The 15,854-nt window shown below is 75.1% G+C and carries 1 protein-coding gene; it reads left to right on the plus strand.

What is annotated here, in order from left to right:
* The first annotated feature begins 109 nt into the window (after nucleotides 1-109).
* Nucleotides 110-15,772 carry a type I polyketide synthase gene (locus C9F11_RS34290; protein WP_212767851.1) on the plus strand — a complete coding sequence of 5,221 codons (15,663 nt, stop codon included), beginning with the start codon at nucleotides 110-112 and terminating at the stop codon, nucleotides 15,770-15,772.
* Nucleotides 15,773-15,854 lie beyond the last annotated feature (82 nt).

Raw genomic sequence — 15,854 nt, forward strand, 5'->3', positions numbered from 1 at the left:
TCCGAAGCGCACTCCCTGAATTTTCCCCGCGTACACGGACGGGGTCATACCCCGGCCTACAGTCAGGCAATTCTGAAAGCCATCACGGCCGGTGCTACGGAGTGGAACAATGAGCGACTTCGAGGAAATCGCAGCCCATTCTCACCCGGAGGCCCGGCCGCACCCGGAAGACGCTTCCCGCGCGGCGGCCCCCGCGGCGGACGACGCCTCCCGTCCGGTGGTCCCCGCCGCGGACGACGCCCCCGACCCGGCGGCCCCCGCCCCGGCGACGGACCTGCGCGCCGCCCTCGAAGGCCGCCCGCGCGCGGAGCAGGAGCGGCGGCTGCGCGCCGTCGTCACCGGGGAGGTCGTGGCGGTCCTCGGCGGCGCCGACGGCGAGCGCCTCTCCGGCGATCTGTCCCGGCCCTTCCTCGACCTGGGCCTCGACTCGCTGACCGCGGTGGAGCTGCACCGCCGCCTCCAGCGGGCCACCGGCCTCAAGCTGCCCGTCACCGCCGTCTTCGACTACCCCACCGCCGACGCGCTCGCCCGCCATCTGCGCGCCGAGCTGTTCGACAGCGCCGACGACGGCTACGTCCCGGCGGCCCGCCGCGCCGACGACGAGCCCATCGCCATCGTCGCCATGAGCTGCCGCCTGCCCGGTGGCGTCGAGACCCCCGAAGAGCTCTGGCAGCTCGTCGCCGACGGGGTGGACGCCATCTCCGGCTTCCCCGCCGACCGCGGCTGGGACCTCTCCGCCCTGTACGACACCGACCCCGACCGGCCCGGCACGTCGTACGTCCGCGAGGGCGGCTTCCTGCACGACGCGGGCGAGTTCGACGCCGACTTCTTCGGCCTGTCGCCCCGCGAGGCCCTCGCCACGGACCCGCAGCAGCGCCTGCTGCTCGAAGCGTCCTGGGAGGCCCTGGAGCGCGCGGGCATCGACCCCGCGTCGCTGCGCGACTCCGGCACCGGTGTGTTCGTCGGCGCCGAGACCCAGGAGTACGGGCCCCGCCTCAGCGACGCCGGTGACGGCCTGGAGGGCTATCTCGTCACCGGCACCGCCGCCAGCGTCGCCTCCGGGCGCATCGCCTACACCCTCGGCCTCCAGGGCCCGACCATGACGGTCGACACCGCCTGCTCCTCCTCCCTGGTCGCGCTGCACCTGGCCGTCCAGGCGCTGCGCCAGGGCGAGTGCGCGCTCGCCCTCGCGGGCGGCGTCGTGGTCATGGCGTCGCCCGGCTCCTTCCTGGCCTTCAGCCGCCAGCGCGGCCTGGCGCCCGACGGCCGCTGCAAGCCGTTCGCGCAGGGCGCGGACGGCACGGCGTGGGGCGAGGGCGTCGGCATGCTCGTCCTGGAGCGGCTCTCGGACGCGCGCCGCAACGGCCACGAGGTCCTCGCCGTCGTCCGTGGTTCCGCCGTGAACCAGGACGGCGCCTCCAACGGCCTGACCGCCCCCAACGGGCCCGCGCAGCAGCGCGTCATCCGCGCCGCCCTCGCCGACGCGGGCCTCGCGGCCGCCGACGTCGACGCGGTCGAGGCCCATGGCACCGGCACCACCCTGGGCGACCCCATCGAGGCCCAGGCCCTCATCGCCACGTACGGCAAGGACCGGCCCGAGGACCGGCCGCTGTGGCTCGGCTCGCTGAAGTCCAACGTGGGCCACACGCAGGCCGCCGCCGGTGTCGCCGGAGTCATCAAGATGGTGCAGGCCATGCACCAGGGCGTCCTGCCGAAGACCCTGCACGTCGACGAGCCGAGCAGCCACGTGGACTGGTCGGCGGGCGCCGTCGAACTCCTCACGGAGGCCCGGGAGTGGCCCGAGCGCGCGGACGGGCCGCGGCGCGCGGGCGTCTCGTCGTTCGGCATGAGCGGCACGAACGCGCACCTGATCCTGGAGCAGGTGCCGTCGTCCACCGAGGCGGGCGGTCAGGCGGACGGGGCCGACGGGCCGGGTGCGGCTGTCCCGTCGGGCGCGGCCGTCCCGTCGGACGTGACCGCCCAGGAGGAGGTGTCCGGTCGCCCGGACGAGGCGGGGCGGTCGGATGCGTCCGGTGAGCCGGGGGTGTTCGGCCCGGCGGACGGGGTCGGTCAGCCGGATGCGGCCGGGCAGTTGGACGGGGCTGGTGCGTCGGGCGGGGCCGGTCTGCTGGACGGGGTGGGTCCGTCGGACGGGTTCGGTCCGCGGGACGGGTTCGGTCCGCGGGACGGGTTCGGTCTGCCGGGCGGGTTCGGTCAGCCCGATGCGTTCGGACAGCCGGGCGGGGCCGGTGCGTCGGGCGGGTTCGGTCCGGCCGGTGGCTCCGGTCTGTCCTCGGTGATCTCCGGCCGCGTGCCGCTGGCCCTGTCGGCGAAGTCCGAGGACGCGCTGCGGGCCCAGGCGGCCCGGCTGCGCGAGCGCCTGCTCGCGCGGCCCGGTCTCGAACCGCTCGACGTGGCCTGGTCCCTCGCCGTCACCCGCTCGCGGTTCGAGCGCCGCGGCGTCGTGCTCGGGCGTGACCGCGACGAGCTCCTCGCGGGGCTCGAACGCCTCGCGGACGGGGACCTCGGGGCCGGGGGCGCGGTCACCGGCCGCGCCGTCCCCGGGGCGGCCCGACCCGTGTTCGTCTTCCCCGGCCAGGGCTCGCAGTGGGCCGGGATGGCCCGTGAACTCCTCGACGAATCCCCGGTGTTCGCCGCCCGCATGCGGGAGTGCGCCGACGCCCTGGGCCCGTTCGTGGACTGGGACCTGTTCGACGAGCTGGACGGCGGGAACTTCGACCGCGTCGACGTCGTCCAGCCCGTCCTGTTCGCCGTGATGGTGTCCCTCGCCGCCGCGTGGCGCGCGGCGGGGGTCGAGCCCGCCGCCGTGGTCGGCCACAGCCAGGGCGAGATCGCCGCCGCGTGCGTCGCGGGCGCGCTGTCCCTGGAGGACGCGGCCTGGGTGGTGGCCCTGCGCAGCCAGGCCATCATCGAACTCTCCGGCCTCGGCGGCATGGTCTCCGTACCGCTGCCCGAGCGGCAGGTGCGCGAGATCCTCACCCAGTGGGGCGACGACCTGTCCGTGGCGGCGGTCAACGGCCCCGCGCACGTCGTGGTCTCCGGTGCCGCGGCGGCCCTGGAGGAGCTGGTCGCGCAGTGCGTGGCCCGCGACATCCGCGCCCGCACCATCCCCGTCGACTACGCCTCGCACTCCGCGCACGTCGAAGCCATCGAGGAGCACCTGGAGCGGGTCCTCGCCCCGGTCGCGCCCCGCACCCCCGACGTACCGCTGTACTCCACGCTCACCGGCGACTGGCTGACCGGCGACACCCTGATGGACGCGGGCTACTGGTACCGCAACCTGCGTCAGACGGTCCTGTTCGAGCACGCCACGCGCGGTCTCCTGGCCGAGGGCCACGGTCTGTTCCTGGAGATGAGCCCGCACCCGGTCCTGACCGTCCCGGTGCAGGCCACCATCGACGCCACTGACAGCCAGGCCGCCACCCTCGGCTCCCTCCGGCGTGACGACGGGGGCGCCGACCGCCTCGCGGCCTCGCTCGCCGAAGCCCACGTCCACGGCGCCGAACTCGACTGGCAGGCCCTCCTGCCCGGCGAGCGCACCGTCGTGGACCTGCCCACGTACCCCTTCCAGCGCCGCCACTACTGGCTGACCGAGGAGCGGACCGACGGCGCCACGCCGCTCGCCGCCGCCACGGACGAGGCCGAGGCCCTCTTCTGGGAGGCCGTCGAGCGCGAGGACGTCGACGAACTGTCCTCCACCCTCGGCGACGTGGCGCAGGGCGCCCTCAGCGAGGTCCTGCCCGGCCTCTCCGCATGGCGGCGCAGGCGCCGCGAACGCTCCACCATCGACGCCTGGCGCTACCGCGCCACCTGGCAGCCCCTGCCGGGCGCCGCCCTGCCGCCCGCCCGTCTGGCCGGGCCCTGGCTCGTCGTCCTGCCCGACACCGCCCGCGCGCACCCCTGGGCGACCGGCGTCACCGAGGCGCTGACGGCCGCCGGCGCCGAACCCGTCGTCCTGAGCCTGGACACCGGCGAGGCGACGCGCGCACACCTGGCGGAGCTGCTGCGCCGGGCGGCGGACAACGGCGCGCCAGAACCCGTCGGCGTCGTCTCGCTGCTCGGCCTCGACGAGTCCCCCCTCGACGGACACGAGGCCGTACCCGCCGGTGTCGCGGGCACCCTCGCCCTGGTGCAGGCCCTCGGCGACACCGGCGCAACGGCCCGGCTGTGGGCGCTGACCAGGGGCGCTGTCTCGACGGGGCGCAGCGACCGCCTCGACCACCCCCTCCAGGCCCACCTGTGGGGCCTCGGCCGCGTCGTCGCCCTCGAACACCCCGACCGCTGGGGCGGGCTCATCGACCTGCCCCGCGACCACGACGCGCGGGCGGGCACCCGGCTCGCCGCGATCCTCGCCGCCGCCCACGACGGCGGCGAGGAGGACCAGCTCGCCGTGCGCGGCTCCGGGGTCTTCGCGCGCCGCCTCGTCAGGGGCGAGGCGACCGGCGCCGACCTCACCCGCGACACCCGCTGGACCCCGCGCGGCACCGTCCTCGTCACCGGCGGCACGGGCGCCCTGGGCGGCCACGTGGCGCGCTGGCTCGCCCGCGAGGGCGCCGACCACCTCCTCCTCACCAGCCGTCGTGGCCCCGACGCGCCCGGCGCCGCCGAACTGAGCGCCGAAATCGAGGAGTTGGGTGCCCGCGTCACCGTCGCGGCCTGCGACGTCGCCGACCGCGACGCCCTCGCCGGGCTCCTGGACGACATCTCCGCCGACACCCCCCTGACGGCCGTGATCCACACGGCGGGCGTCCTCGACGACGGTGTCGTCGACGCACTCACCCCCGAGCGTCTCGACGGCGTACTGCGCCCCAAGTCCCCGGCGGCCACCGCCCTGCACGACCTCACCCGCGACCTCGACCTGGACGCGTTCGTCCTCTACTCCTCGGCGTCCGGCGCCCTCGGCAACGCGGGCCAGGCCAACTACGCGGCCGCCAACGCCTACCTCGACGCGCTCGCCGAGCAGCGCCGCGCCGACGGCCTGCCCGCCACCTCCGTCGCCTGGGGCACCTGGGACGGCGCCGGGCTCGCCGACACGGCGGTGCGCGCCGACCGCTCACGCCGCGACGGCATGCCGCCGATGCCGCCCGCACCGGCCGTCGCCGCCCTGCGGGACGCGGTCGAACGCGGCGACGCCACCGTCCTCGTCGCCGCCGTCGACTGGGACACCTTCCTGCCCGGCTTCCTCGCGGCCCGCCCCAACCGGCTCTTCGACACCCTCCCCGAGGTGCGCGGGCGGTCCGCCGACCCCGCTCCCGCGGAGGCGGGCGCGGGCCACGCCGTCACGGGCCCCGACTGGATACGGCGGCTCGCCCCGCTCCCCGGCACCGAGCGCGGCACCGCCCTCCTCGCCTTCGTGCGCACCCAGGCCGCCGCCGTGCTCGGCCACTCCTCACCCGAGGCCGTCGACCCGGGCCGCGCCTTCCGCGAGCTCGGCTTCGACTCGCTCACCGCCGTCGAGCTGCGCAACCGCGTCCAGGCCGCCACCGGCCTGCGCCTGCCCGCCTCGCTGGTCTTCGACTACCCCAACTCCACCTCCCTCGCCGCCTACTTGGGCGAGGAGGCCTTCGGTGCCGCGCCGGAGACCGGTGGCGCGCCCGCACCGGTGGCCACCGCCGTCGGCACGGACGGCGACCCCATCGCGATCGTCTCGATGAGCTGCCGCTTCCCCGGCGAGGTCCGCTCGCCCGAGGACTTGTGGCGGCTCGTCGCCGACGGCCGCGACGCCATGGGCGAGTTCCCCGCAGACCGGGGCTGGGACCTCGCGGAACTGTACGACCCCGACCCCGACCGGGCGGGCAAGAGCTACGTCCGCGAGGGCGGATTCCTGCCGGACGCGGGCGAGTTCGACGCGGACTTCTTCGGCATCTCGCCGCGCGAGGCCCTCGCCATGGACCCGCAGCAGCGCCAGCTCCTGGAAACCTCCTGGGAACTCTTCGAGCGCGCGGGCATCGACCCGACGACGCTGCGCGGCACCCGCGCGGGCGTCTTCGTCGGCTCCAACGGCGACGACTACATCTCCCGCATGGCCGCCGTCCCCCAGGACATCGAGAGCCACGTCCTCACCGGCAACGCCGTGAGCGTCATGTCGGGCCGTCTGTCGTACGCGTTCGGGCTCGAAGGCCCGGCGGTCACGGTCGACACGGCCTGCTCGGCCTCCCTGGTCGCCCTGCATCTGGCCGCGCAGGCCCTGCGGCAGGGCGAGTGCGACATGGCCCTCGCGGGCGGCGTCACGGTGATGGCGTCACCGGACACCTTCGTCCAGTTCAGCCGTCAGCGCGGCCTGGCCGCCGACGGCCGCTGCAAGGCGTTCGCGGAGGCGGCGGACGGCACGGGCTGGGGCGAGGGCGTGGGCCTGCTGCTCCTGGAGCGCCTGTCGGACGCGCGCCGCAACGGCCACGAGGTCCTCGCGGTGGTCAAGGGTTCCGCCGTGAACCAGGACGGTGCGAGCAACGGTCTGACCGCCCCGAACGGACCCTCGCAGCAGCGGGTGATCCGTGCGGCCCTGGCCAACGCCGGGCTCGCGGCCGCCGATGTGGACGCGGTCGAGGCGCACGGCACCGGCACCACCCTGGGCGACCCGATCGAGGCCCAGGCCCTCCTCGCCACCTACGGGCGGGAGCGCCCCGAGGACCGGCCGCTGTGGCTGGGTTCGGTGAAGTCCAACATCGGCCACACCCAGGCGGCCGCCGGTGTCGCGGGCGTCATCAAGATGGTCATGGCCATGCGCGAGGGGGTCCTGCCGCCGACCCTGCACGTGGATCGGCCGAGCACGCACGTGGACTGGTCGGCGGGTGCCGTCGAGCTTCTGACGGAGGCTCGTGAGTGGGCCGGGAGTGCGGACGCGCCGCGTCGCGCGGGTGTGTCGTCCTTCGGTGTGAGCGGCACCAACGCGCACGTGATCGTGGAGCAGGCGCCGGTCGAGGAGCCCGCTGAGGTCGTGGAGCCGGTCGCGCCGGTGACGGCTGTGCCGTGGCTGGTGTCCGGTCGCAGCGAGGAGGCCCTGCGGGCGCAGGCCGAGCGCCTCCGGGACCACGTCGCGGGCGACGAAGGCCTCGACCCGGTCGACGTCGGCTGGTCACTCCTGTCGGCCCGAGCCGTCCACGAGCACCGGGCAGTCGTCCTGGGGCTCGGCCGGGAGGAACTCCTCACCGGCCTTGAGGCGGTGGCGTCCGGCGGGCGCGGGGCCGTCACGGGCTCGGTGGTCGAGGGCCGTCTCGGTGTGCTCTTCACCGGTCAGGGCAGCCAGCGCATCGGGATGGGCCGTGAGTTGTACGAGGCGTTCCCAGTGTTCGCGGACGCGTTGGACGAGGTGTGTGCTCATGTTGATCCGTGGATAGAACGTTCGCTCCAGAGCGTGATGTTCGGTGCGGACGCCGAGCTGCTTGAGCAGACCGGCTATGCGCAGCCCGCCCTCTTCGCCGTTGAGGTCGCCCTCTTCCGCCTCGCGGAGTCCTTCGGCGTACGCCCGGAGATCGTGGGCGGTCACTCCATCGGTGAGCTGGCGGCCGCGTACGTGGCCGGGCTGTGGTCCCTCGAAGACGCCGCCCAACTGGTCGCTGCGCGTGGCCGGTTGATGCAGGCACTGCCCGAGGGCGGTGCCATGCTGGCCGTGCAGGCCACGGAAGCGGACGTGCTGCCGCTTCTGTCGGACCGTGTGGGTGTGGCGGCCGTCAATGGCCCCGCGCAGCTGGTGCTCTCCGGCGAGCGCGCGGCCCTCGAAGCCCTGGAAGGGACCCTGCGCGACCAGGGCCGGAAGGTGAAGTGGCTGAAGGTCAGCCATGCCTTCCACTCGCCCCTCATGGACCCGGCGCTCGACGACTTCCGCAAGGTCGCGGCCAAGCTGACGTACCAGGACCCGACGCTCCCCGTCGTCTCCAACCTCACCGGTGAACTGGCGGATCCCGCCGAGCTGAAGGACCCCGAGTACTGGGTACGCCACATCCGCGAAGCCGTCCGCTTCCACGACGGTGTCAAGGCGCTGGCCGGTCAGGGTGTCACGACCCTCTTGGAGCTGGGCCCCGACGCGGTCCTGACCGCGATGGCTCATGACACGCTCACCGAACCCGCCGCGCAGGCGGGCCTGGTCGCGGCCGTCCGCAAGGACCGCCCCGAGACCGACACCTTCCTGGCCGCCCTCGCGCAGCTGCACGTACGCGGCATCGGCGTGGAGTGGACCCCGCTGTACGCCCCGGTCGAGTCCCGGCGCCGGGTCGAGCTGCCCACCTACGCCTTCCAGCGCGACCACTACTGGCTGGACCTCACGGAGTTCGCGGCCACCGGCGCCGGAGCGGGCGGGGTGGCCGCCGACGAGGTGGAGGCCCGGTTCTGGGAGGCCGTGGAGGCCGAGGACCTGGAGTCGCTGAGCGCCGAGCTGGGCGGGGGTGCCGACGGCGGGGCGCTGGGGGAGGTGCTTCCGGCCCTGTCGTCGTGGCGGCGGCAGCGGCGCGAGACCTCCACGGTCGCACGGTGGCGGTACCAGGAGGCCTGGAAGCCGCTGACGGGCCTCGCCCCGGCGGCCTTCGACGGCACGTGGTGGGTGGTCGTGCCCGCCGACGAGGACGCGTACCCCTGGGTGGCGGCGGCGGTCGCCGGTCTGGAGGAGCGCGGCGCACGCGTGACCCGCATCGCGGTCGCCCCGGACGAGGCCGACCGCGAGGCGCTGGGCCGCAGGCTGCGTGAACTCCTCGACGTACAGGGCGAGTCGGCGCCGCCGCGGGGCGTCCTGTCGCTGCTCGCTCTCGACGAGAGCGAGGGGTCCGCCCACCCGACCGTGTCCGCCGGGCTCGAAGGGGTGCTCGCCCTGCTCCAGGCCCTGGGCGACGCCGATGTGGCGGCACCGCTGTGGGCCGCCACGCGCGGCGCGGTGGCCACCGGCCGCTCGGACCGGCTGACGGCGCCGCGCCAGGCGCCCGTGTGGGGCATGGGCCGGGTCGCCGCCCTCGAGCAGCCGCAGCGCTGGGGCGGTCTGGTCGACCTGCCGCCGCACCCCGACGAGCGGGCGCGGCTGCGGCTCGCCGACGCCGTCGGCGCGGCGACGGGCGAGGACCAGCTCGCGGTGCGCGGCTCGGGAGTGTTCGTACGCCGCCTCGTGCGCACGGTGGCCGGTGACGCCCCGGCGGGGGAGTGGACGCCGAGCGGCACGGCCCTCGTCACGGGCGGCACGGGCGCCCTCGGCGGCCACGTGGCGCGCTGGCTGGCCCGTGAGGGCGCCGAGCACCTGGTGCTCACCAGCCGCCGGGGTGCGGACGCGCCCGGTGCGGCCGAGCTGCGTGCGGAGCTTGAGGGGTTGGGTGTCGAGGTCACGATCGCGGCCTGTGATGTGGCTGATCGGGAGGCGTTGGCGCGGCTTCTCGCGGAGATTCCGGAGAGTGTGCCGCTGACCGGTGTGTTCCATACGGCGGGGGTGCTTGATGACGGTGTTCTGGATGGGCTGACGGCGGAGCGGTTCGCGACGGTCTTCCGGCCGAAGGTCCAGGCGGCCCTGAACCTGCACGAGCTGACGCGTGACAGCGAACACCTCACGGCCTTCGCCCTGTTCGCGTCCGTCGCGGGCTCGATGGGCATCGGCGGACAGGGCAACTACGCGGCGGCCAACGCGTTCCTGGACGCCTTCGCCGCGCACCGCCGCGAGCTCGGCCTGCCCGCCCTGTCCCTGGCCTGGGGCCCGTGGGCCGGCGGCGGCATGGCGGCCGACGGCGGAGTGGTGGAGCAGCGCGTGCGCGACAGCGGCATGCCCGCGATGGAGCCCGGCCTCGCCGTCGCCGCCATGGCCGCCGCGCTCGCGGACGCGACGGCGCCGGGCGGCGCCGCGGCGGTCACCCTCGCCGACGTCGTCTGGGAGCAGTACGCGCCCGGCTACGCGACGGCGCGCCCCTGCCACCTCTTCGACCAGCTCCTGCCCGCCGAACCGGCCGGACCGGGCGACCCGTCCGGGAAGCGGGCGGCAGGGCCGGAGCGGGCCGGTGACCTGTCCACGGCCCCGCTCGCGGAGCGGCTCGCGGCCCTCCCCGCGGCGGAGCGGGAGCGGGCGGTCCTCGACCTCGTGCGCGACCGCGTGGCCACCGTCCTCGGCTACCCGGCGGGCAAGACCGTGGACGCCGCCCGCCCCTTCAAGGACCTGGGCTTCGACTCGCTCACGGCGGTCGAACTGCGCAACCTCGTCGGCGCCGCCGGCGGACTCCACCTCCCGGCCACCCTCATCTTCGACCACCCGACCCCGGCCGCCCTCGCCCAGTACCTGCGCGGCGAACTCCTCGGCGGCCTCGAACCCGCGGGCGCCGAGAGCCCGGCCGCAGCCCCGGCGGGAGCGGGCGTGCCGGACGACGGCGACCCGATCGTGATCGTGTCGATGAGCTGCCGCTTCCCCGGCGGCGTCCGCTCGCCCGAGGACCTGTGGCGCCTGCTGCGCGACGGCGCGGACGCCATGGGGGACATGCCCGACGACCGCGGCTGGAACGTGGCGGAGCTCTACCACCCCGACCCCGACCACCCCGGAACCAGCTACGTCCGCGAGGGCGGCTTCCTCCACGACATGGCCGAGTTCGACGCGGACTTCTTCGGCATCTCGCCGCGCGAGGCGCTCACCATGGACCCGCAGCAGCGGCTCCTCCTGGAGACCGCGTGGGAGGCCTTCGAGCGGGCGGGCATCGACCCGGCGACCCTGCGCGGCAGCCGCACCGGCGTCTTCTCCGGCACCAACGGACAGGACTACGAGCACGTCCTGCGCGCCGCCCCCGACGGCGGCGAGGGCTACCTCGGCACCGGCAACGCCGCGAGCGTCGTCTCGGGCCGTCTGTCGTACGCGTTCGGGCTCGAAGGCCCGGCGGTCACGGTCGACACGGCCTGCTCGTCCTCCCTGGTCGCCATGCACCTGGCGGCGCAGGCGCTGCGCCAGGGCGAGTGCGACCTGGCCCTTGCGGGCGGTGTCACGGTGATGTCGACGCCGGACACGTTCATCGAGTTCAGCCGTCAGCGCGGGCTGGCGACCGACGGCCGCTGCAAGGCGTTCGCGGAGGCGGCGGACGGCACCGGCTGGGGCGAGGGCGTGGGCCTGCTGCTCCTGGAGCGGCTCTCGGACGCGCGCCGCAAGGGGCACGAGGTCCTCGCGGTCTTCCGTGGCTCCGCAGTGAACCAGGACGGCGCGAGCAACGGTCTGACCGCCCCGAACGGACCCTCGCAGCAGCGGGTGATCCGTGCGGCCCTGGCCAACGCCGGGCTGTCCGCCGGTGACGTGGACGCGGTCGAGGCGCACGGCACGGGCACCACCCTGGGTGACCCGATCGAGGCGCAGGCCCTGCTCGCCACGTACGGCCAGGAGCGCCCGGCCGAGCGGCCGCTGTGGCTCGGCTCCATCAAGTCCAACATCGGCCACACCCAGGCCGCCGCGGGTGTCGCCGGTGTCATCAAGATGGTCCTCGCCCTGCGCGAGGGCGTCCTGCCGCAGACGCTCCACGTCGACCGCCCCAGCTCGCATGTGGACTGGTCGGCGGGTGCCGTCGAGCTTCTGACGGAGGCTCGTGAGTGGGCCGAGCGCGGGGACGCGCCGCGTCGCGCGGGTGTGTCGTCCTTCGGTGTGAGCGGCACGAACGCGCACGTCATCGTGGAGCAGGCGCCCGTCGCGGAGTCGGCGGAGGTCGTGGAGCCGGTCGCTCCGGTCACGGCCGTGCCGTGGCTGGTGTCCGGTCGCAGCGAGGAGGCCCTGCGGGCGCAGGCCGAGCGCCTCCGGGACCACGTCGCGGACGACGAAGCCCTCGACCCGGTCGACATCGGCTGGTCGCTCCTGTCGGGGCGTGCTGTCCACGAGCACCGGGCGGTGGTCTTCGGCCGGGAGCGGGACGAGTTCCTGACCGGCCTCGAAGCGCTCGTGCCCGGCACGGTGGCCGAGGGCCGCCTCGGCGTGGTCTTCACCGGCCAGGGCAGTCAGCGCATCGGGATGGGCCGTGAGTTGTACGAGACGTTCCCGGTGTTCGCGGATGCGCTGGACGAGGTGTGCGCTCATGTTGATCCGTGGATAGAACGTTCGCTCCAGAGCGTGATGTTCGGTACGGACGCGGACCTCCTTGAGCAGACGGGCTACGCGCAGCCCGCGCTGTTCGCGATGGAAGTCGCCCTGTTCCGGCTGGCCGAGTCCTTCGGCGTACGCCCGGAGATCGTGGGCGGGCATTCGATCGGCGAGCTGGCTGCGGCGTATGTGGCCGGGCTGTGGTCTCTCGAAGATGCCGCCCAACTGGTCGCGGCCCGGGGGCGGTTGATGCAGGCCCTGCCCGAGGGCGGCGCGATGCTGGCTGTGCGGGTCGCGGAAGCCGACGTGCTGCCGCTGCTCGACGGTCTTGCGGACCGCGTCGGCGTGGCCGCCGTGAACGGCCCGTCCCAGGTCGTGCTGTCCGGCGAGCGCGGTGCCCTCGAAGGCCTGGAGGAGATCCTGCGCGGTGAGGGCCGGAAGGTGAAGTGGCTGAAGGTCTCGCACGCCTTCCACTCGCCCCTCATGGACCCGGCGCTCGACGACTTCCGCAAGGTCGCGGCGAAGCTGACGTACCAGGACCCGACGCTCCCCGTCGTCTCCAACCTCACCGGTGAACTGGCGGAGCCCGCCGAGCTGAAGGATCCGGAGTACTGGGTGCGGCACGTCCGCGAGGCGGTCCGCTTCCACGACGGGCTGAAGGCTCTCCGGGCCCAGGGTGTGACGACCTTCCTGGAGCTGGGCCCCGACGCCGTCCTCACGGCCATGGCGCACGACACCGTCACCGAGCCGGAGGATCAGGCCGGGCTCGTCGCGGCCGTCCGCAAGGACCGCGCGGAGCCGGACACCTTCCTGGCCGCCCTGGCACAGCTGCACGTGCGCGGCGCCGAGGTCGACTGGACCCCGCTGTACGCCCCGGTCGGGGCGCGGCGCCGGGTCGCTCTGCCGACGTACGCCTTCCAGCGCCGCACGTACTGGCCGCGCGCGGCCGTCGGCGCGCCGGGGGACATGGCGGCGACCGGTCTGGTCGCGGCGGGGCACCCGCTCCTGGGGGCGGCGGTGCCGCTGGCCGGTGGTGACGGGTACCTGCTGGCCGGGCGGCTTTCGCTGGCGACGCATCCGTGGCTGGCGGATCACGCGGTGGCGGGCCGGGCGCTGCTGCCCGGTACGGCGTTCGTGGAGCTGGCCGTGCGGGCCGGTGACGAGGTCGGCTGCGGGGTGCTCGAGGAGCTGACGCTCGCGGCCCCGCTGGTGCTGCCGGAGCGTGGCGCCGTACAGCTGCAGGTCAGTGTGGGCGCCGAGGACGCCGACGGGCGATTCCCGGTGAGCGTGCACTCCCGCGACGCGCAGGACCCCGAGGGGCCCTGGACCCGGCACGCGTCCGGCTTCCTGGCCGCCGCGGACGGCGCGGCGGAGCCCGAGGGCCTCACCGTCTGGCCGCCGCGCGACGCGGAGCCGATCGACGACGCGGCCTCTCTCTACGACCGGCTCGCCGGGACGGGGTACGGCTACGGGCCGGTGTTCCAGGGGCTGCGGGCCGCCTGGCGGCGCGGCGACGAGGTGTTCGCCGAGGTCGCGCTCCCGCAGGAGCAGGCGGCGGACGCCACGGCGTTCGGCCTGCACCCCGCCGTCCTCGACGCCGCCCTGCACTCCACCCTGCTGCTCGGCGAGGAGCGCGAGGGCCTCGGCCTGCCGTTCGCCTGGAGCGGGGTGCGGCTGCACCGGGCGGGCGCCGCGACGGTCCGCGTCCGGCTGGCCGCGGCGGGCACGGACGCCGTGTCCCTGACCCTCGCGGACCAGAGCGGCCAGGTGGTCGCCACCGTCGATTCGCTGGTGTCGCGCCCGGTCTCGGCCGAACAGCTCGGCGGCGGGGCGGTGAGCGACTCGCTGTTCCACGTGGAGTGGAAGCCGCAGCTCCTGACGCCGTCCGCTGACCCCGTCCCGTACGTCTCCTACGAGGCAGTGGCCACCGGTGGTGACGTGCCGGAGGCAGTGGTGTGGCACAGCGGCGTCTCCGCCGGTGAGCCGCGGCCCGACGCGGTGTCGGCGCGGTTGGCCGAGGCGCTGGGCGTGGTGCAGGACTGGCTGGCCGACGAGCGGTACGAGTCCGCGCGGCTCGTCGTCGTGACGCGGGGCGCGGTCCCCGCCGACGGCACCGAGGAGGTCCCCGACCCGTCGGGCGCGGCCGTGTGGGGTCTCGTACGGTCCGCTCAGGTCGAACACCCGGGGCGCTTCGTCCTGGTGGACACCGACACCGACATCGACATCGATGGGGGAGTCGACGCGACCGCGCTCGGTGCCGTACTGGCGTCGGGCGAGCCGGAAGCAGCGGTCAGGGGCGGCTCGCTACGCGTGCCCCGGCTGACGAGGACCGCCGCCGCCCCGGCCACCACCGACGCCACGCCGTGGGGCGAGGGCTCCGTCCTGGTGACGGGCGCCTTCGGCGGCCTCGGCCGCCTCGTGACACGGCACCTGGCCGCACACCACGGCGTGCGCGACCTGCTCCTCGTCTCCCGCAGGGGAGAGGCGGCGGTCGGCGCCGGTGAACTGCGCGACGAACTCCAGGCCCTCGGCACGAAGGTCACGGTCGCCGCGTGCGACGTGGCCGACCGGGACGCCGTGGCCGCGCTGCTCGACGAGCGCGGCGCGGACCTGTCGGCCGTCGTGCACGTGGCGGGCATCCTCGACGACGGCGTGGTCACCGCCCTGACGCCCGAGCGCGTCGACGCCGTGCTGCGGCCGAAGGCGGACGCGGCGCTGCACCTGCACGAGCTGACCGCGGACCTGGACCTGTCCGCCTTCGTCCTGTTCTCCTCCGCCGCCGGGGTCCTCGGCAGCCCCGGCCAGGCCAACTACGCGGCCGCCAACTGCTTCCTCGACGCCCTGGCCGGCGCACGCCGCGCCCAGGGCCTCCCGGCGACCTCGCTCGCCTGGGGCGTATGGGCGCAGGAGAGCGAGATGACGGAAGGCCTCGGCGACGCGGACCTGCGGCGCATGGCGCGTGGCGGCGTCGCCCCCCTGTCCACGCGCGAGGGCCTGGCGCTCCTGGACAGCGCCGTCACCCTGACCGGGCCCGACGCGCCCGCCGTGCTCGTGCCGCTGCACCTGGACACCGCGTCCCTGCGCGCCTCCGCGGGACCCGACGGCGTACAGCCCGTGTTCTCCGACCTCGTCCGCACCCCCGCCCGCCGGGTCGGCAGGGCGCTCGCCCGCTCCGGCGGCGCGGCGGAGGCGAACGGCACCGGCCCCGCGCTCGTCCGGGAATTGGCGGGGCTTTCCGGAGCGGACCGGGAGCGGGCCCTGCTCGACGCGGTACGCGGTAATGTGGCGACGGTGCTCGGGCATTCCGGCCCCGAGGCAATAGGCGCCACCCGTGGATTCCTTGAACTGGGGGTCGACTCGCTCACCGCGGTGGAACTCCGGAATAGGCTGAACTCCCTTTCCGGACTGCGGCTCCCGGCGACGCTCATCTTCGACTACCCGTCGCCCGCGGCGCTCGCCGCCCACCTGGACGAGACCCTGCCCCGCGGCGGCGGCACGGCGGACGGGGCCGAGGGGCCGCGCGCCGGCGGGCTCGCCGCCGAGCTCGCGGGCCTGGAAGCGGCCCTGGCAGCGGGCCCGCTGGCGGACGACCAGCGGACGGAGGTGCGCGGCAGGCTCCGGGCCCTGCTCGGCAAGCTGGACGCCGGGGAGCCGGGCGAGGCCGACGCGGCCGGTATCGCGGAGAAGCTGGAGGACGCCGACGACGATGACATGTTCGACTTCATCGACAATGAACTCGGCGTTTCCTGACCGCGCTTCGCGGTAATGCGCGGCAATTCGTAAAGGGGTCCGTAGGGGGAGGGTAGGGGTTGTTGACCTACCCTCCCCCGGA

The organism is Streptomyces sp. YIM 121038 (assembly GCF_006088715.1).
Lineage (GTDB): Bacteria > Actinomycetota > Actinomycetes > Streptomycetales > Streptomycetaceae > Streptomyces.

What these genes read in the sequence shown, in the direction of transcription:
- C9F11_RS34290 (WP_212767851.1), top strand. Translation starts at nt 110, where the DNA reads ATGAGCGACTTCGAGGAAATCGCAGCCCATTCTCACCCGGAGGCCCGG.